We start from the raw sequence: 12,948 nt of genomic DNA, 5'->3' as shown, positions 1-12,948 counted from the left end.
GCTCAGCCGAGGGAAGGGGGCCTTCACGGGAAAACCGGTCTAGCAGCGGTTGAGCATGTCCGTCAGCGCGGTCTTCTCCGCGGACTTGATGCTCAGCTTGTACTTGTACTTCACCGTGGTCCACATCTTCGCGTAGGTGCACCAGTAACCGACGGTCGGCGGCTTCCACGCGTCCGGCGACTTGTCGCCCTTCTCCTGGTTGACGTTGTCGGTGACGGCGATCAGCTGCGGCGAGCTGAGGTCGTTCGCGAACGCCTGCCGCTGCGCGGTGGTCCACGAAGACGCGCCGGTGCGCCAAGCGGCGGCGAGCGGGACGACGTGGTCGATGTCCACATCGGACGCCGCGCTCCAGGTGGCGCCGTCGTACGGGCTGAACCAGCTGCCGGAGACGGCGGCGCAACTGCTGTCCTGCTGAACGTTCGTGCCGTCCCGCTTCAGCACGACCTCACGGGTGTTGCAGCTGTTGCCCTGGTCGGACCAGTGCGGGAACTTGTCGCGGCTGTACCCGGTCGACGAACCGTCCGGCTTGACGGTCAGCGAGGCGAGCTGGCTCTTGGCGGTGTCCGCCGACGGGATGCCCGGGGGTGTCGCTTCGGCGACACCCACCACGCCCGCGGAGACGATCGCCGAGACGGCGAGAACGGTGAAGGAGCGACGAACGGCAAGCGCAGTTGGCATATTGCTGCCTCCGTGTCAGGTTTGGGGACCTGGTCACCTTGCGGCACGGATATGACCCACGCAACACCATCGGATGACACTCTGCTGGCTATTCGTGAACGGAGGGTGTCACGAGCAGGTAGGACAGGGTGTCCGTCACCGAAAAATCTTCGGAAAGTCCAGCTGAAGGTTCTGAGCCGAATGGCCTACTCGAGCCCTCGGACCAGCCGGAGATCCTCCGTGTGCCGGTACCAGGTCCATCGGCTCATGGCCCGCGGATGGGCGACGCCGTCGCTGCTCGGCCGCGTCGGGATGCAGCCGAGCTGGAACGCCCGCGCGTACTGCGTCGAAGGCCGCTTGAACAGCGTCCCCTTGGTCACCCGGACCATCAGCCCGGGGCCGCTCGTGTCCGGCTCGACCTCGATCGAGCGCGCGGGCCCGCGCAGGACGGTGTGCTCGTCGCAGTAGGCCACCCCGCGGATCATCCCGATCACCCCGCGGCCGACCAGCACCCCGCCGGTGTCGTCGCGGATCAGCGGCACCGGGTCGACCTCGCCGCGCAACGCGAGCGAGAGGGCACGCAGCGGCTGCGTCGGGAGGCTCCAGATACGGGCGACGTCGGAGTCCGGCGAGGACGGCACGAAGCCGAGCGACACGCCCGAGAGCTGTTCTTTTCGTAACAGCCGCAGCGCGACCGCCGCGAGGTCGGCATCGGTGCCCGCGACCACCAGATGATCGTGTTCCCCCAGCAAGGGGTCGATATCCGCCTTGCCGGGGCGGCTCGGGACGTGCACCATTTCGACGTCGTCGATCTCCGGGAGTGTGGGCTCGCCCGCCGGACAGACCACCACTATTCCGCGCACCCGAAGGCCCTCCGTTACGCTCATGCACCGGCATTTACCAGCGCCAAACCACAAGTCGCCGAACACCTGGAGTGTCACATGCCGGCCATCGTGCTGATCGGGGCCCAATGGGGGGACGAGGGCAAGGGCAAGGCCACCGACCTGCTCGGCGACCGCGTCCAGTGGATCGTGCGTTACCAAGGCGGTAACAACGCGGGCCACACCGTAGTCCTTCCCGACGGGCAGAACTTCGCCCTCCACCTCATCCCGTCCGGGATCCTCACGCCGGGCGTCACCAACGTCATCGGCAACGGCGTCGTCATCGACCCGGGCGTGCTGCCCGGCGAACTCGCCGGGCTGGAGGAACGCGACGTCGACACCAGCAAGCTGCTGATCTCCGCCGACGCGCACTTGATCATGCCGTACCACGTGGCGATCGATAAGGTCACCGAGCGTTACCTCGGCAGCCGCAAGATCGGCACCACCGGCCGCGGCATCGGCCCCTGCTACCAGGACAAGATCGCCCGCGTCGGCGTCCGCGTGCAGGACCTGCTCGACGAGAAGATCTTCCGGCAGAAGGTCGAGTCGGCACTGGAGTTCAAGAACCAGGTGCTGGTCAAGGTCTACAACCGCAAGGCGCTGGACGCGAACCAGGTCGCCGACGAGGTGCTGGCCGCGGGCGAGAAGTTCGCGCACCGCATCGCCGACACGCGCCTTCAGCTCAACCAGGCCCTCGAACGCGGCGAGACCGTGCTGCTCGAAGGTTCGCAGGGCACCCTGCTCGACGTCGACCACGGGACCTACCCGTTCGTGACGTCGTCGAACCCGACCTCCGGCGGCGCGAGCGCGGGTTCCGGCATCGGCCCCGGCAAGATCGACACCGTGCTGGGCATCCTCAAGGCCTACACCACGCGCGTCGGCTCCGGCCCGTTCCCGACCGAGCTGGACGACGAGTCCGGCGAGTACCTGCGCAAGCAGGGCGGCGAGTTCGGCGTCACCACCGGCCGCTCGCGGCGCACCGGCTGGTTCGACGCGGTCATCGCGCGCTACGCGGTGCGGGTCAACGGCATCACCGACTACTTCCTCACCAAGCTGGACGTGCTGTCCGGGCTGGAGAAGGTGCCGGTGTGCGTCGGCTACGAGGTCGACGGATTCCGCACGTACGACATGCCGATGACGCAGACCGACGTCCACCACGCGCTGCCGATCTACGAAGAGCTGCCGGGCTGGTTCGAGGACATCTCGGGCTGCCGCACCTTCGAAGAGCTGCCGGCGAACGCGCGGGCCTACGTCGAGCGGCTCGAAGAGCTCTCGGGCGCGCGGATCTCGGCGATCGGCGTCGGTCCGGGCCGGGAGCAGACGATCGTGCGGCACGAGTTCGTCTGACCCCCTTCGCGTGCTAGGAAAGGTCCTTTCATTGCAAAATTTGCAATGAAAGGACCTTTCCTTGCGTCTCAAGCGAGCGAAGTCTTCACCGGCGTCGGGTTCCGGAACAGGTCCAGCACCGGGCAGTGCTCGTCCACCTGCCGCTTCAGATCCTCGTAGACCTCCGCCCCGGCGGGCCCGCTCAGCTCGACCGAAACGCGCACATCCCCGAAGCCCGGCCGGGTCTCCGAGAACCCGAAGAACCCGTGAAGGTCGATGTCGCCGTCCACGGTCACCTGCACGCCTTCGAGCGGAACACCGAGCTTCGCCGCCCAGAACTGGTACGTGATCACCTGGCACGAGCCCAGCGCGGCGAGCGCGTACTCGACCGGGTTCGCCGCGGTGTCGGTGCCGCCGAGCGCGGCGGTGTCGTCGACGGCGAACGAGTGGTCGCGCACCCGCACGTCCACCCGGGTCGCGGTCCCGGGGGCCAGCGCGTTGGCGACGCTGAACGAGACGGCGGCGTTGCGCGGGTCGGCGTCGACGGCGGTCTTGGTTCCTTCGATGACATCGGTCAGCGACATCGGGTCTCTCCAGGATCGAGGTGTCGGACGCCGCCCAGGGTGGGCCAACAGCGGGATCCGCGCGCATGATCCCAACTGGTGAACGGCGAAATACTCTTTCGACAGCGCCGTTGGCGTTGGACATGACCATCGGAGTGGCACTCCCGTCCGGGGACACCGCGGACGCCGTCAACATCGTCGACGAACTCATCACGCAGACCCGGCAGGCCGCCGACGCGGGCCTGACGTCCGTCTGGTTCTCGCAGCAGATGGAGCACGACGCGATCACCGTCGCCGCCCTCGCCGGCCGCGCCGTCCCGGGAATCACCGTCGGGACGAGTGTCGTCCCGATCTACCCGCGGCATCCCCTGCTGATCACCGGTCTCGCGCAGACGGCGCAGGCCGCCACCGGGGGCCGCTTCGTGCTCGGCCTGGGAACCGGTGCGAAGAACTGGCTCGAACCGGCGTACGGCATCGAATACCCGTCGCCGATCAAGCACCTTCGCGAGTACCTCACGATCCTCCGCCAGGTGCTCAGCGGCGGCGAAGTCGACTTCCACGGCGAGACGGTCCGGGCGCATGCCAAGGGCTTCGCGGCTTCGCTTTCCGTCGCGGGGGCTTCGAACATCCCGGTGATCGTCGCCGCGATGGGACGGCAGGCGCTGCGCGTCACCGGCGAACTCGCCGACGGCACGATCCCGTTCCTAGCCGGGCCGAAGGCCCTTTCCGGGCTGATCGTCCCGGAGCTCACCAAGGCCGCCGCCGGCCGTCCGGCGCCGCGCGTCATCGCCATGGTCCCGGTGGTCGTGACCGATGACCCCGACGCCGTGCGGGCCACCGTCGACCGGCAGTACGCGTTCTTCCGCGACATCCCCTCCTATCGCGCGGTCTTCGACGCCCAGGGCGTGGATTCCGCCGGTGAGCTGGTGATCGCGGGGGACGAGGAGACCGTCGCGGCCGAGATCCGGCGGTACTTCGACGCCGGGGCGACCGAGGTCGTCGCGGCACAGAGCGGCATCCGGAACACCGAAGAGCGGCTCCGCACCTGGCAGGTTCTCGGGGAGCTCGCGAAGCGCTGACCTTGTGTCATGAAAGGGCCGTTCAGGACATTCATCGTCCTGAACGGCCCTTTCATGACATTCAGGGGCCCAGTGGCCTTGCTCACAGCGTTCGGATTGTGCATACTCGTGCGCATAGCGAACACAGCTGGAGGTCCCCATGTCCCCTGCCGCGGCCCGTTCGTGGGTGGTCCCACTCGCCTGGACGGCGGTACTGCTCGACGGATTCGACCTGGTCGTCCTGGGCACGGTGCTGCCCGCGCTGCTCCGTGACCACGTCTGGGGCCTGACACCGGGCACGGCGTCGGTGATCTCGACGTTCGGCCTGATCGGCATGACGATCGGCGCGCTGGCGATCGGCACGATCACCGACCTCATCGGCCGCCGCAAGACGCTGATCATCGCGGTCACCGCCTTCTCGGCGTTCACCGCGCTGTGCGCGATCTCGCCGTCGGCGTTCGTCTTCGGTCTGCTGCGCTTCCTCGCCGGGCTGGGCCTCGGCGGCTGTCTGCCGACGGCGATCGCGCTGGTCACCGAGTACGCCCGCAAGGGAAAGGGCGGCAGCGCGACCACCACGGTGATGACCGGCTATCACGTCGGCGCGGTGCTCACCGCCCTGCTCGGCATCTGGCTGATCCAGCCGCTCGGCTGGCGCGCGATGTTCATCGCGGGCGCGCTGCCCGCGCTCGTGCTGGTGCCGCTGATGATCAAGTACCTGCCGGAGTCCGAGACCTTCGAGCGGGCACGGGAGACGCAGGAGAAGTCGGCGACGGAGGTGGTCGGCGGGCTGTTCCGCGGCGGGCTCCTGCGCGCCACCATCGCGTTCTGGGTGACGTCGTTCATGGGCCTGCTGCTGGTCTACGGGCTCAACACCTGGCTGCCGGAGATCATGCGTCAGGCCGGGTATCCGCTGGGCGCGGCGCTCGGGCTGCTGCTCACGCTGAACCTCGGCGGTGTCGTCGGCCTGCTCGTCGCGGGCCGGGTGGCGGACAAGGTCGGCGTCCGGCCGGCGGTGATCTTCTGGTTCCTCGGGGCGGCCGTGTTCCTCGCCCTGCTGAGCGTGAAGCTGCCCGCCGTCGGCCTGTACGTGGCCGTGTTCCTCACCGGCGGTTTCGTGTTCAGCGCGCAGGTGCTCGTGTACGCGTACATCGGCAAGACGTACCCGGACGTCATGCGCGCCACCGGCATCGGCTGGGCGGCGGGAGTCGGCCGTGTCGGCGCGATCTGCGGTCCGATCCTCGGCGGCGCGCTGCTGAGCGCCGGGATCGCGTACCCGTGGGGTTTCTACGCCTTCGCCGGAGTCGGGGCGCTGGGAGCGGCCGCGGTGACCGGAGTCCGCGCGGGCCGCTCCCGGGAGAACGTCGCCGCTACCCCAGCTCCTTGAGTTCCTTCTCCACGGCGGCGAGTTCCTCCTCGGAACCCTGCACCTTCGGGCCCGTGAACCACTTGCGTGCCGAGGCGAACCACCACACCGCCGCACCACCGAGTACGACGAGGAAGGCGATGGGCGTGTAGTTGAAACTGTCGATGGTGATCGGTGATCCCTGCGGGAGCATGAACAGCACGAAGATGAAGCACACCCACACGGTCGCGATGGTCCCGACGAGCTTGCCCCAGCGGCCGAGGTTCCACGGTCCTGGTTCGAAGTCGTCGCCCTTGCGCACCCGCAGGAACACCGGGATCACGTAGGCCACGTAGAGACCGACGACGGCGATCGAGGTCACCGCCGCGTAGGCGGTCGCGCTCCACAAGTACGGCAGGGCGAGCAGGAGCGCGCCGCCCGCGGCCAGCCACACCGCGTTGGTGGGTGTCTGGGTGCGCTTGTTGATGCGGTGCCAGAACTTCGAACCCGGGATCGCGCCGTCGCGGGCGAAGGCGTAGATCATCCGCGAGTTCGCGGTCACCGACGCCATCCCGCAGAACAACTGGGCGCCGATGCAGATCAGCAGGAGGAACTTGCCGGTCGTCGCGCCGGTCGCGTCGATGAAGATCTGCGCGGGCGGCACCCCGGTCTCGGAGCCCACGGCGCCGTCGTAGTCCTGGATGGCGAAGGTGAGGCCGATCAGCAGGATCCACCCGGCGACCAAGGAGACGAGGATCGAGTTGATGATGCCGCGCGGCCCGGCCTTCGCCGCGTTCTTGGTCTCCTCGGTCATATGCGCCGAGGCGTCGTAGCCGGTCAGTGTGTACTGCGCGACGAGGAGTCCCAGTAAGAAGACGTAGACCGGTGAAGCCCAGCCGGTCTTGTTCACGAACTCGCCGAAGACGAAGGACGCGTCCTGGTGCTTGGCGGGCACGACGATCAGCACCCCGACGATGACCAGCACCCCCACCAGATGCCACCACACGCTGATGCTGTTCAGCAGCGCCACGATCTTGACGCCGAAGGTGTTCAGCAGGCCGTGGATCACCAGGATGATCGCCAGGAGCAGGATGGTGTTGCCCGGCGTCGCCTCGAAGCCGAACTGCAGATCGAGGAAGGCGTTGAGGAACAACGCCGCGCCGAAGTCGATCCCCGCCGTGACGGCGATCTGCCCGATGAGGTTGAACCAGCCGGTGAACCACGACCAGGCCGCGCCGTTGCGCGGGGCGAGCTTCGCGGCCCAGTAGTAGAGGCCGCCCGCGGTCGGGTAGCTGGAGCAGACCTCGGCCATGCCGAGCCCGACGAGGATGACGAACAGGCCGACCAGTGGCCAGCCCCAGATCATCGCGGCGGGTCCGCCGGTCTTCATGCCGAACCCGTAGAGGGTCAGGCAGCCGGAGAGGATCGAGATGATCGTGAAGGAGACGGCGAAGTTGGAGAAGGTCGACATCGTGCGCCGGAGTTCCTGCGCGTAGCCGAGTTGGTGGAGCCGGGCACTGTCTTCGTCGGCGGGTTCTGCGGCCTGCTTGTCAGAGACATCCATCGGGCACCCACTTAAAAGGTATGCGGACAGACCATTGAGATCCGCCGAAATTAGGCCCGCCGACCTGCGCATGTCAAGGTCCCGTCAAGAAACCGGTCCCCAGATGTCAGGAAAGGGTCGTTCAGGACGAAAAACGTCCTGAACGACCCTTTCCTGACACTCACCGTCGGAAGCGCGCGAGCAAAGAGGCCTTGATGCCCGCGACCGCGAGGACTCAGCGCCCCTGGAACGCCTTCACAGCCTCAAGCGCCGTGTCCGGGTGGTCGGCGAAGTACCCATCGACACCCGCCTTCAGGAACGCCTCCTGCTCGGCGAACGCGTTGCCGTACTCGGCGGGGTTCGCCGACGAACGCAGGTTCTGCGGGAGGAAGTTGTTCTCGTTGCGGAACGTGTACGGCCCGACCTTCAGCCCGGCCTTGTGCGCGTCGGCGACGAGCTTGGTCGGCTGTCCCAGCGCACCGTTCACCACGGGGATGACCTGCGCCTTCTCCGGGCCCAGGTAGTCCGCGTACTTCGAGATCTCCTTCAGGCCCGCCGGCGTCACGAGGTCGGCGTACGTCCGCGGGTCGCCCTTCGCGATGAAGTCGGCCGGAGCGCCGGACGCCGAGGTCAGCTGCAGCAGCGGCACCCGCACCTGACGTGAGAGCTCGATCAGGTTCGACACCTCGAACGACTGGATGATCACCGGCGCCTTCGGGTGGTTGAGCCCGTTGCGCTTGATCAGCTCGACCAGCTTCGGCTCGGTCGGGTTCTTGATCGACGCGAAGTAGGTCGAGTGCTTGATCTCCGGGTACGTCCCCAGCTCGCGGCGCAGTTCGCGGCCGAGGCGGCGCGTCAGATCGAGCACCTCCTGGTAGGTGGCGATCTGGTAGCGGCCGTCGTAGATCTTGTTGTTCGGCCGCAGCTGCGGGATCCGCTCGGTCGCGCGCAGGGTCTTCAGCTCGGCGAGCGTGAAGTCCTCGGTGAACCAGCCGGTGAACGACGTGCCGTCGATGACCTTCGTCGTCTTCCGGTTCGCGAATTCGGGGTGCTTCGCGACGTCGGTGGTCCCGCCGATCTCGTTCTCGTGCCGGGCGACGAGCTGGCCGTCCTTGGTCGGCACCAGGTCGACGTCGACCCAGTCGACGCCCTGACGGTAGGCGAGCTCATACGAGGCGAGCGTGTGCTCCGGGCGGTAGCCGGGGGCGCCGCGGTGTCCGACGATCACCGGCCCATCGTGGCCCTTGGCCGACGCCGACACATCCCGGGCACCCGGCTCGGCGGCGCCGGCCAACCCGGTGACACTGAGTACGGCGAGTCCGGACAGGGCGAGCACGCCCAGGCGCTTTCGCATGGTGGATGACCTCTTTCGCTTGAACTCGGGGTACCGCGCAACCCTTGACGCAGGAGGCGTCCGGCCGGCGAAGACGGACCGGCGGAGGCCTGACCGCCGGGTGAACGCCGGATGGAACCACCCGCTCGAGGACGGCGACGTCTCTATAGCTCACCGGCCCGGTTACCCTGTGCGTCGTGCGCGTACTGGTAATCGGGTCCGGCGCCCGTGAGCATGCACTCGTCCTCGCGGTCGCGGAAGACCCTTCCGTCACCGCACTGGCCTGTGCCCCGGGCAACGCCGGCACCTCTTCGGTGGCCGAGCAGCTCGGCGTCGACGCGGCCGACCCCGAATCGGTCTCCGCCCTCGCAAAGCAGTGGCAGGCGGACCTGGTGGTGGTCGGCCCCGAGGTCCCGCTGGTGGCGGGCGTCGCCGACGCGGTCCGGAAGGCGGGCATCGCCTGCTTCGGTCCCTCCGCCTCCGCGGCCAGGATCGAGGGCTCGAAGGCCTTCGCGAAGGACGTCATGGCGGCCGCGAAGGTGCCGACGGCGCACTGCGAGGTCGTCGACAACCCGGCCCGCCTCGATGCCGCGCTCGGCCGGTTCGGCCCCACCTGGGTGGTCAAGGACGACGGTCTCGCCGCGGGCAAGGGCGTCGTGGTCACCAAGGACATCGACGTCGCGCGCAAGCACGCCCTGATGCTGCTCGACGGCGGGCACCCGGTGCTCCTGGAGTCGTTCCTCGACGGCCCGGAGGCCTCTCTCTTCTGCTTCGTCGACGGCCGCACGGTCGTCCCGCTGCTGCCCGCGCAGGACTTCAAGCGCGTCGGCGACGGCGACGCCGGTCCGAACACCGGCGGCATGGGGGCGTACGCGCCGTTGCCGTGGGCGCCGAAGGACCTGGTGGACGACGTCGTCGCCCGCATCGTCCAGCCCGTGGTCGACGAGCTCGACAAGCGTGGCGCCACCTTCTCCGGCCTGCTCTACGCCGGTCTCGCGCTGACTTCCGAAGGCCCGCAGGTCATCGAGTTCAACTGCCGGTTCGGCGACCCGGAGACCCAGGTCGTCCTGGCGCTGCTGCGCAGCCCGCTCGGCAAGGTCCTGCACGCGACGGCGACCGGCAAGCTCGCCGAGCTGCCGCCGCTGGAGTGGGATTCCGGCGCGGCGGTCACCGTCGTGCTGGCCGCCGACGGCTACCCCGGCAAGCCGCGGACCGGCGACGTCATCACCGGCGGCGAGCTCGAAGGCGTGCTCCACGCGGGCACCCGCCGCCGCGACGACGGTGCCGTGGTCTCCTCCGGCGGCCGTGTCCTGTCGGTCGTCGGCACCGGCAAGAACCTGAAGGCCGCCCGCAAGGACGCCTACGCGACGGTCGAGAAGGTCCATCTGGCCGGCTCCCACCACCGCACCGACATCGCCCTGCTCGCCGCCAAGGGAGAGATCGCCACCCCGGTCTCGTGAATTCCGGACGGAACCTTCCCGGTACCTGGTGCGTCTAACCCGGTATTTCCGGCAAAGCTTAGGCAGCCGATACATCCGCGTTGGTAGCCTCAGGCAGGACGAACGGTCACCGTGCGCAGTGTCCAAGGGGTGGGGAATGGCAGCATCGGGCAAGGTCCAGGACCTCACGTCGGCGGTCCCGACGCCACCGTCGGTGGCCGACATCAGAGTCGATCCGTCGAAGCTGCTCGAAGTGGCGAAGATCGTCGAAGAGCAGGTCGACGCGTTGCAGGACAAGCTCATGACGCGGCTCGACCAGCTGCGGATCGACACTCCGGCCAACGACACGGTGAGCGTGCACGCGACCGACGTGTGGAACTCGCTCGTGGCCGACGGCGACCAGTCGTACGCCGCGCAGGTCCGGGCGTACGTGGCCGGTTTGCGCGGCCTGGTCAACCAGCTCCGCACGGCGGCCAAGGAGTACAAGACCAGTGATGCGGACAAGGCCGCCGCGTTCGGGGACCGTGGTGTTCACCGGGCGTAGCTCCCGTGTGCTGGTGTCCGGCGGCGTGCTCACCCTCGCACTGGCCGGATGCACCACGGACACGGGCGGGCAGGCCTACCCCGACAAACCCGCGCTGGCTTCGGCCACGCAGGGTGCCAAGGCGTCCGCGCTGCCGGCCAGGCCCGCCGAGCTGAACCTCCAGGGTGCCGATCCGTGTGCCCTGCTCGCCGATCCGCAGCTCGACCGGCTCAAGATCAACAGCAAACCGCGGGCGGCCGCGGAACCGATCGACGGGCCGACCTGTGTCTTCGACGCGGACGCGGAGCAGCCCTTCCACAGCTATTACGTCCGCACCATCGCCGCGGACGTCGAAGAATGGTTCACCGGCAAGCGCCGGAAGAACAGCATGACGTCGGAACCGACGCAGGTCGGCGGGTTCCCCGCCATCAGGAACCACCGTGACGCCGGCACGCCGGGTGATTGCGAAACGCTCGTCGGCGTCGCCAAGGGGCAGACGCTGGCGGTGCGGACCGTCGTCGTCACCGCCGGCGGGCTGACCATGCCGCAGCTGTGCGAGAAGTCCGCACTGGCGGCCGATTTGGCTTTGCAGACCTTGAAAGCACGCAACTAGGGAGGGCGGCGTGAACGTTTCCGACCTCGCGGGCAGGCTCCGCGATCTTCGGTTCGACGGCTACACCGACACCGGGATCGCGACCGAGATCGAGCAGTTCCGCAGCGGCGACGGCACCGGCAGCATCGGCATCGCCGTCGACGCGCTGAAGTCCGTCGCGGGCGCGCTCGCCGACACCGACAAGACGCTGCGCGACGAGCTGGGCAAGCTCGGCGTGGAATGGCAGAGCGAAGCGGGCGGTGCCGCCGGTCAGGTGTTCACCGAGCAGGCGGGCTTCTCCCAGGACGCGAACACGAAGGTCTCGCATTCCGCGGAGATGATCTTCGCCCAGGGTGAGGCCTTCAACCGGACCCTGCACAAGCTCCCGGATCCGGAAGTGGTCCGGAAGGGCGCCGGCGGCCTGACCGTCGGCGACGTCCTGCTGAGCCTCATCGGGTTCGAGACCGACCACGCCAAGACCGTCAGCGCCGCGAACAACGCGCGGGCGCAGGCGCAGGAGGCGTTGAACGACTACGCCAAGACGAGCGGCGAGAACCTGCTGTCGACCGACACCCTGGCCGACCCGCAGGCGATGAACCTGACCCAGACCACGACCACCGCCGGAGCGGGCGGCGGGTCCGGCCCGCTCGACCTAGCGGGCACGGCCACGGACCTCACCCCGGACGGCAGTGTGCGCCCGGCGTCGGCGGCCGTCGAGTCGAAGTACGTGCCGCCGGTCGCGCAGCCGGTCAGCCATCCGAAAGCGCCGTCCTACGACGCCCCGACCCCGGCCTACGGCGTCGCCATGGGCGGCGGAACGGCTCGGAAGACCGCTTCGGCGGCGCCCGCCCCGGGCGCGACCGTTCCCGCGGGCTCGACCACGCCGTCCGGCACGTCGAAACCCGCCCCCGCGCCGGGCACCGGCTGGGTGACACCGAACCGGCCGTCCCCGCAACCCGAACAGGGCAGGCCGTCGTACCCGGGCACCGGCTCGCCCGTCTCGCCGCCGTTCGTCCCGCCGGGCGCGCCGACCACTCCGAACGTCCCGCCGCCGGGTCAGTCCACCGGCAGCGCGCCGCCGAACAGCACCACGTCGGCGCAGCCGCTCGGCAAGTCGTTCGGCCCCGGTCCCGGAATCGACGGTGCCCTCGGCAAGGGCCCCGGCTCCAGCTCCGGTCCCGGTGTCTTCGGCAACGTCGGCGGTGGCACCGGCGGCGGTGACCAGGCGCTCGGCAAGGGCCGCTCGGTCGGCTCCGGACCGCAGACGCCGATGGCCCCCGGCAACGAATCCGGTCGTGGCTTCCCGGCCGTCCCGAAGATCACCGGCCCGGCCGCGGCCGACCTGGGCGCCGGGGCCGCCGCGCTCGGCGCCGGTGTCGCCGGTGGCGCGCTGAGCGGCGACAAGGAACGTGACCGCCGTCCCCGTCAGGAAGGCGGCGTGAAGCCGACCCGTCAGCTGCCGATCGGCGAGCTTCCCGAAGAGGAGGCCATGCGGCGCTCGGAGAAGATCGGCGCGAAGCAGCCGAAGCCCGAGTCGAAGTTCATGGAGCGCGCCGCCACGCAGGACGTCGAAGAGGACGCCGAGCACATCAGGCGTTACGGCGTCGACGACAAGGACCTGTTCACCGACGAGCGGCTGGTGTCGCCCGACGTGATCGGTGACCACGGCAACCGGGAAGCGCGCTGAACCT

The 12,948-nt window shown here is 68.9% G+C and carries 12 protein-coding genes; 7 read left to right on the top strand and 5 right to left on the bottom strand.

Annotation, left to right across the window (positions count from 1 at the left end; all coding sequences use genetic code 11):
* Positions 1-39 precede the first annotated feature (39 nt).
* Together DMC61_RS00535 and DMC61_RS00530 are read right to left on the bottom strand one after the other, a co-directional pair.
* Positions 40-678, bottom strand: a complete 639-nt coding sequence (locus DMC61_RS00535) for a DUF1524 domain-containing protein (RefSeq protein ID WP_125685966.1) — start codon at positions 676-678, stop codon at positions 40-42.
* A gap of 185 nt (positions 679-863) precedes the next feature.
* Entirely contained in the window at positions 864-1,544 is a 681-nt protein-coding gene (locus tag DMC61_RS00530; protein ID WP_370456379.1) for a hypothetical protein, read from the bottom strand.
* A 54-nt stretch (positions 1,545-1,598) separates the two neighbouring features.
* Here DMC61_RS00530 and DMC61_RS00525 point away from each other — a divergent pair, with 54 nt between their 5' ends.
* Positions 1,599-2,885: an adenylosuccinate synthase gene (locus tag DMC61_RS00525; RefSeq protein ID WP_125685964.1), complete on the top strand. Its 1,287-nt coding sequence runs from the start codon at positions 1,599-1,601 to the stop codon at positions 2,883-2,885.
* A gap of 68 nt (positions 2,886-2,953) precedes the next feature.
* Here the strand turns inward: DMC61_RS00525 and DMC61_RS00520 are convergent, their stop codons facing one another.
* The gene (locus DMC61_RS00520) at positions 2,954-3,448 is read right to left on the bottom strand and encodes an OsmC family protein (protein ID WP_125685962.1); all 495 of its coding nucleotides are present in this window, start codon (positions 3,446-3,448) and stop codon (positions 2,954-2,956) included.
* A gap of 122 nt (positions 3,449-3,570) precedes the next feature.
* Here DMC61_RS00520 and DMC61_RS00515 point away from each other — a divergent pair, with 122 nt between their 5' ends.
* On the top strand, positions 3,571-4,506 hold the full coding sequence (locus DMC61_RS00515) for an LLM class F420-dependent oxidoreductase (protein WP_125685960.1): 936 nt from the start codon (positions 3,571-3,573) through the stop codon (positions 4,504-4,506).
* A 139-nt stretch (positions 4,507-4,645) separates the two neighbouring features.
* Complete coding sequence (locus tag DMC61_RS00510; RefSeq protein ID WP_125685958.1) at positions 4,646-5,869, top strand: aromatic acid/H+ symport family MFS transporter; 1,224 nt, start codon at positions 4,646-4,648, stop codon at positions 5,867-5,869.
* Here DMC61_RS00510 and DMC61_RS00505 read toward each other — a convergent pair.
* Both DMC61_RS00505 and DMC61_RS00500 read right to left on the bottom strand, forming a co-directional pair.
* Complete coding sequence (locus tag DMC61_RS00505; protein ID WP_125685956.1) at positions 5,853-7,391, bottom strand: amino acid permease; 1,539 nt, start codon at positions 7,389-7,391, stop codon at positions 5,853-5,855. The genes DMC61_RS00510 and DMC61_RS00505 overlap by 17 nt on opposite strands.
* A gap of 214 nt (positions 7,392-7,605) precedes the next feature.
* The gene (locus tag DMC61_RS00500) at positions 7,606-8,724 is read right to left on the bottom strand and encodes a glycerophosphodiester phosphodiesterase (protein WP_125685954.1); all 1,119 of its coding nucleotides are present in this window, start codon (positions 8,722-8,724) and stop codon (positions 7,606-7,608) included.
* Positions 8,725-8,900: 176 nt separating this feature from the next.
* Between DMC61_RS00500 and purD the strand changes: the two genes are divergently transcribed.
* The 4 genes from purD (at position 8,901) to DMC61_RS00480 (ending at position 12,944) form a co-directional block, all read left to right on the top strand.
* Positions 8,901-10,163, top strand: a complete 1,263-nt coding sequence (gene purD, locus DMC61_RS00495; protein ID WP_016338073.1) for a phosphoribosylamine--glycine ligase — start codon at positions 8,901-8,903, stop codon at positions 10,161-10,163.
* 136 nt (positions 10,164-10,299) lie between these two features.
* Entirely contained in the window at positions 10,300-10,686 is a 387-nt protein-coding gene (locus DMC61_RS00490) for a PE domain-containing protein (protein WP_016338072.1), read from the top strand.
* Positions 10,637-11,278, top strand: a complete 642-nt coding sequence (locus DMC61_RS00485) for a DUF3558 domain-containing protein (protein WP_233594667.1) — start codon at positions 10,637-10,639, stop codon at positions 11,276-11,278. Before DMC61_RS00490 ends, DMC61_RS00485 begins: the two co-directional genes overlap by 50 nt.
* Before the next feature lie 10 nt (positions 11,279-11,288).
* Positions 11,289-12,944: a PPE domain-containing protein gene (locus DMC61_RS00480; RefSeq protein ID WP_125685952.1), complete on the top strand. Its 1,656-nt coding sequence runs from the start codon at positions 11,289-11,291 to the stop codon at positions 12,942-12,944.
* The last annotated feature ends 4 nt before the right edge of the window (positions 12,945-12,948 follow it).

Origin of the sequence: Amycolatopsis sp. WAC 04169 (assembly GCF_003947535.1) — a bacterium.
Lineage (GTDB): Bacteria > Actinomycetota > Actinomycetes > Mycobacteriales > Pseudonocardiaceae > Amycolatopsis > Amycolatopsis keratiniphila.
This window is presented reverse-complemented; position numbering and strand designations above follow the sequence as displayed.

Bases quoted from the DNA above. Each gene is read 5' to 3' on its own strand.
- DMC61_RS00525 (WP_125685964.1), top strand. From the start codon at position 1,599: ATGCCGGCCATCGTGCTGATCGGGGCCCAATGGGGGGACGAGGGCAAG.
- DMC61_RS00535 (WP_125685966.1), bottom strand. From the start codon at position 678: ATGCCAACTGCGCTTGCCGTTCGTCGCTCCTTCACCGTTCTCGCCGTC.
- DMC61_RS00530 (WP_370456379.1), bottom strand. From the start codon at position 1,544: ATGAGCGTAACGGAGGGCCTTCGGGTGCGCGGAATAGTGGTGGTCTGT.
- DMC61_RS00520 (WP_125685962.1), bottom strand. From the start codon at position 3,448: ATGTCGCTGACCGATGTCATCGAAGGAACCAAGACCGCCGTCGACGCC.
- DMC61_RS00500 (WP_125685954.1), bottom strand. From the start codon at position 8,724: ATGCGAAAGCGCCTGGGCGTGCTCGCCCTGTCCGGACTCGCCGTACTC.
- DMC61_RS00490 (WP_016338072.1), top strand. From the start codon at position 10,300: ATGGCAGCATCGGGCAAGGTCCAGGACCTCACGTCGGCGGTCCCGACG.
- DMC61_RS00485 (WP_233594667.1), top strand. From the start codon at position 10,637: ATGCGGACAAGGCCGCCGCGTTCGGGGACCGTGGTGTTCACCGGGCGT.
- DMC61_RS00505 (WP_125685956.1), bottom strand. From the start codon at position 7,391: ATGGATGTCTCTGACAAGCAGGCCGCAGAACCCGCCGACGAAGACAGT.
- DMC61_RS00510 (WP_125685958.1), top strand. From the start codon at position 4,646: ATGTCCCCTGCCGCGGCCCGTTCGTGGGTGGTCCCACTCGCCTGGACG.
- DMC61_RS00515 (WP_125685960.1), top strand. From the start codon at position 3,571: ATGACCATCGGAGTGGCACTCCCGTCCGGGGACACCGCGGACGCCGTC.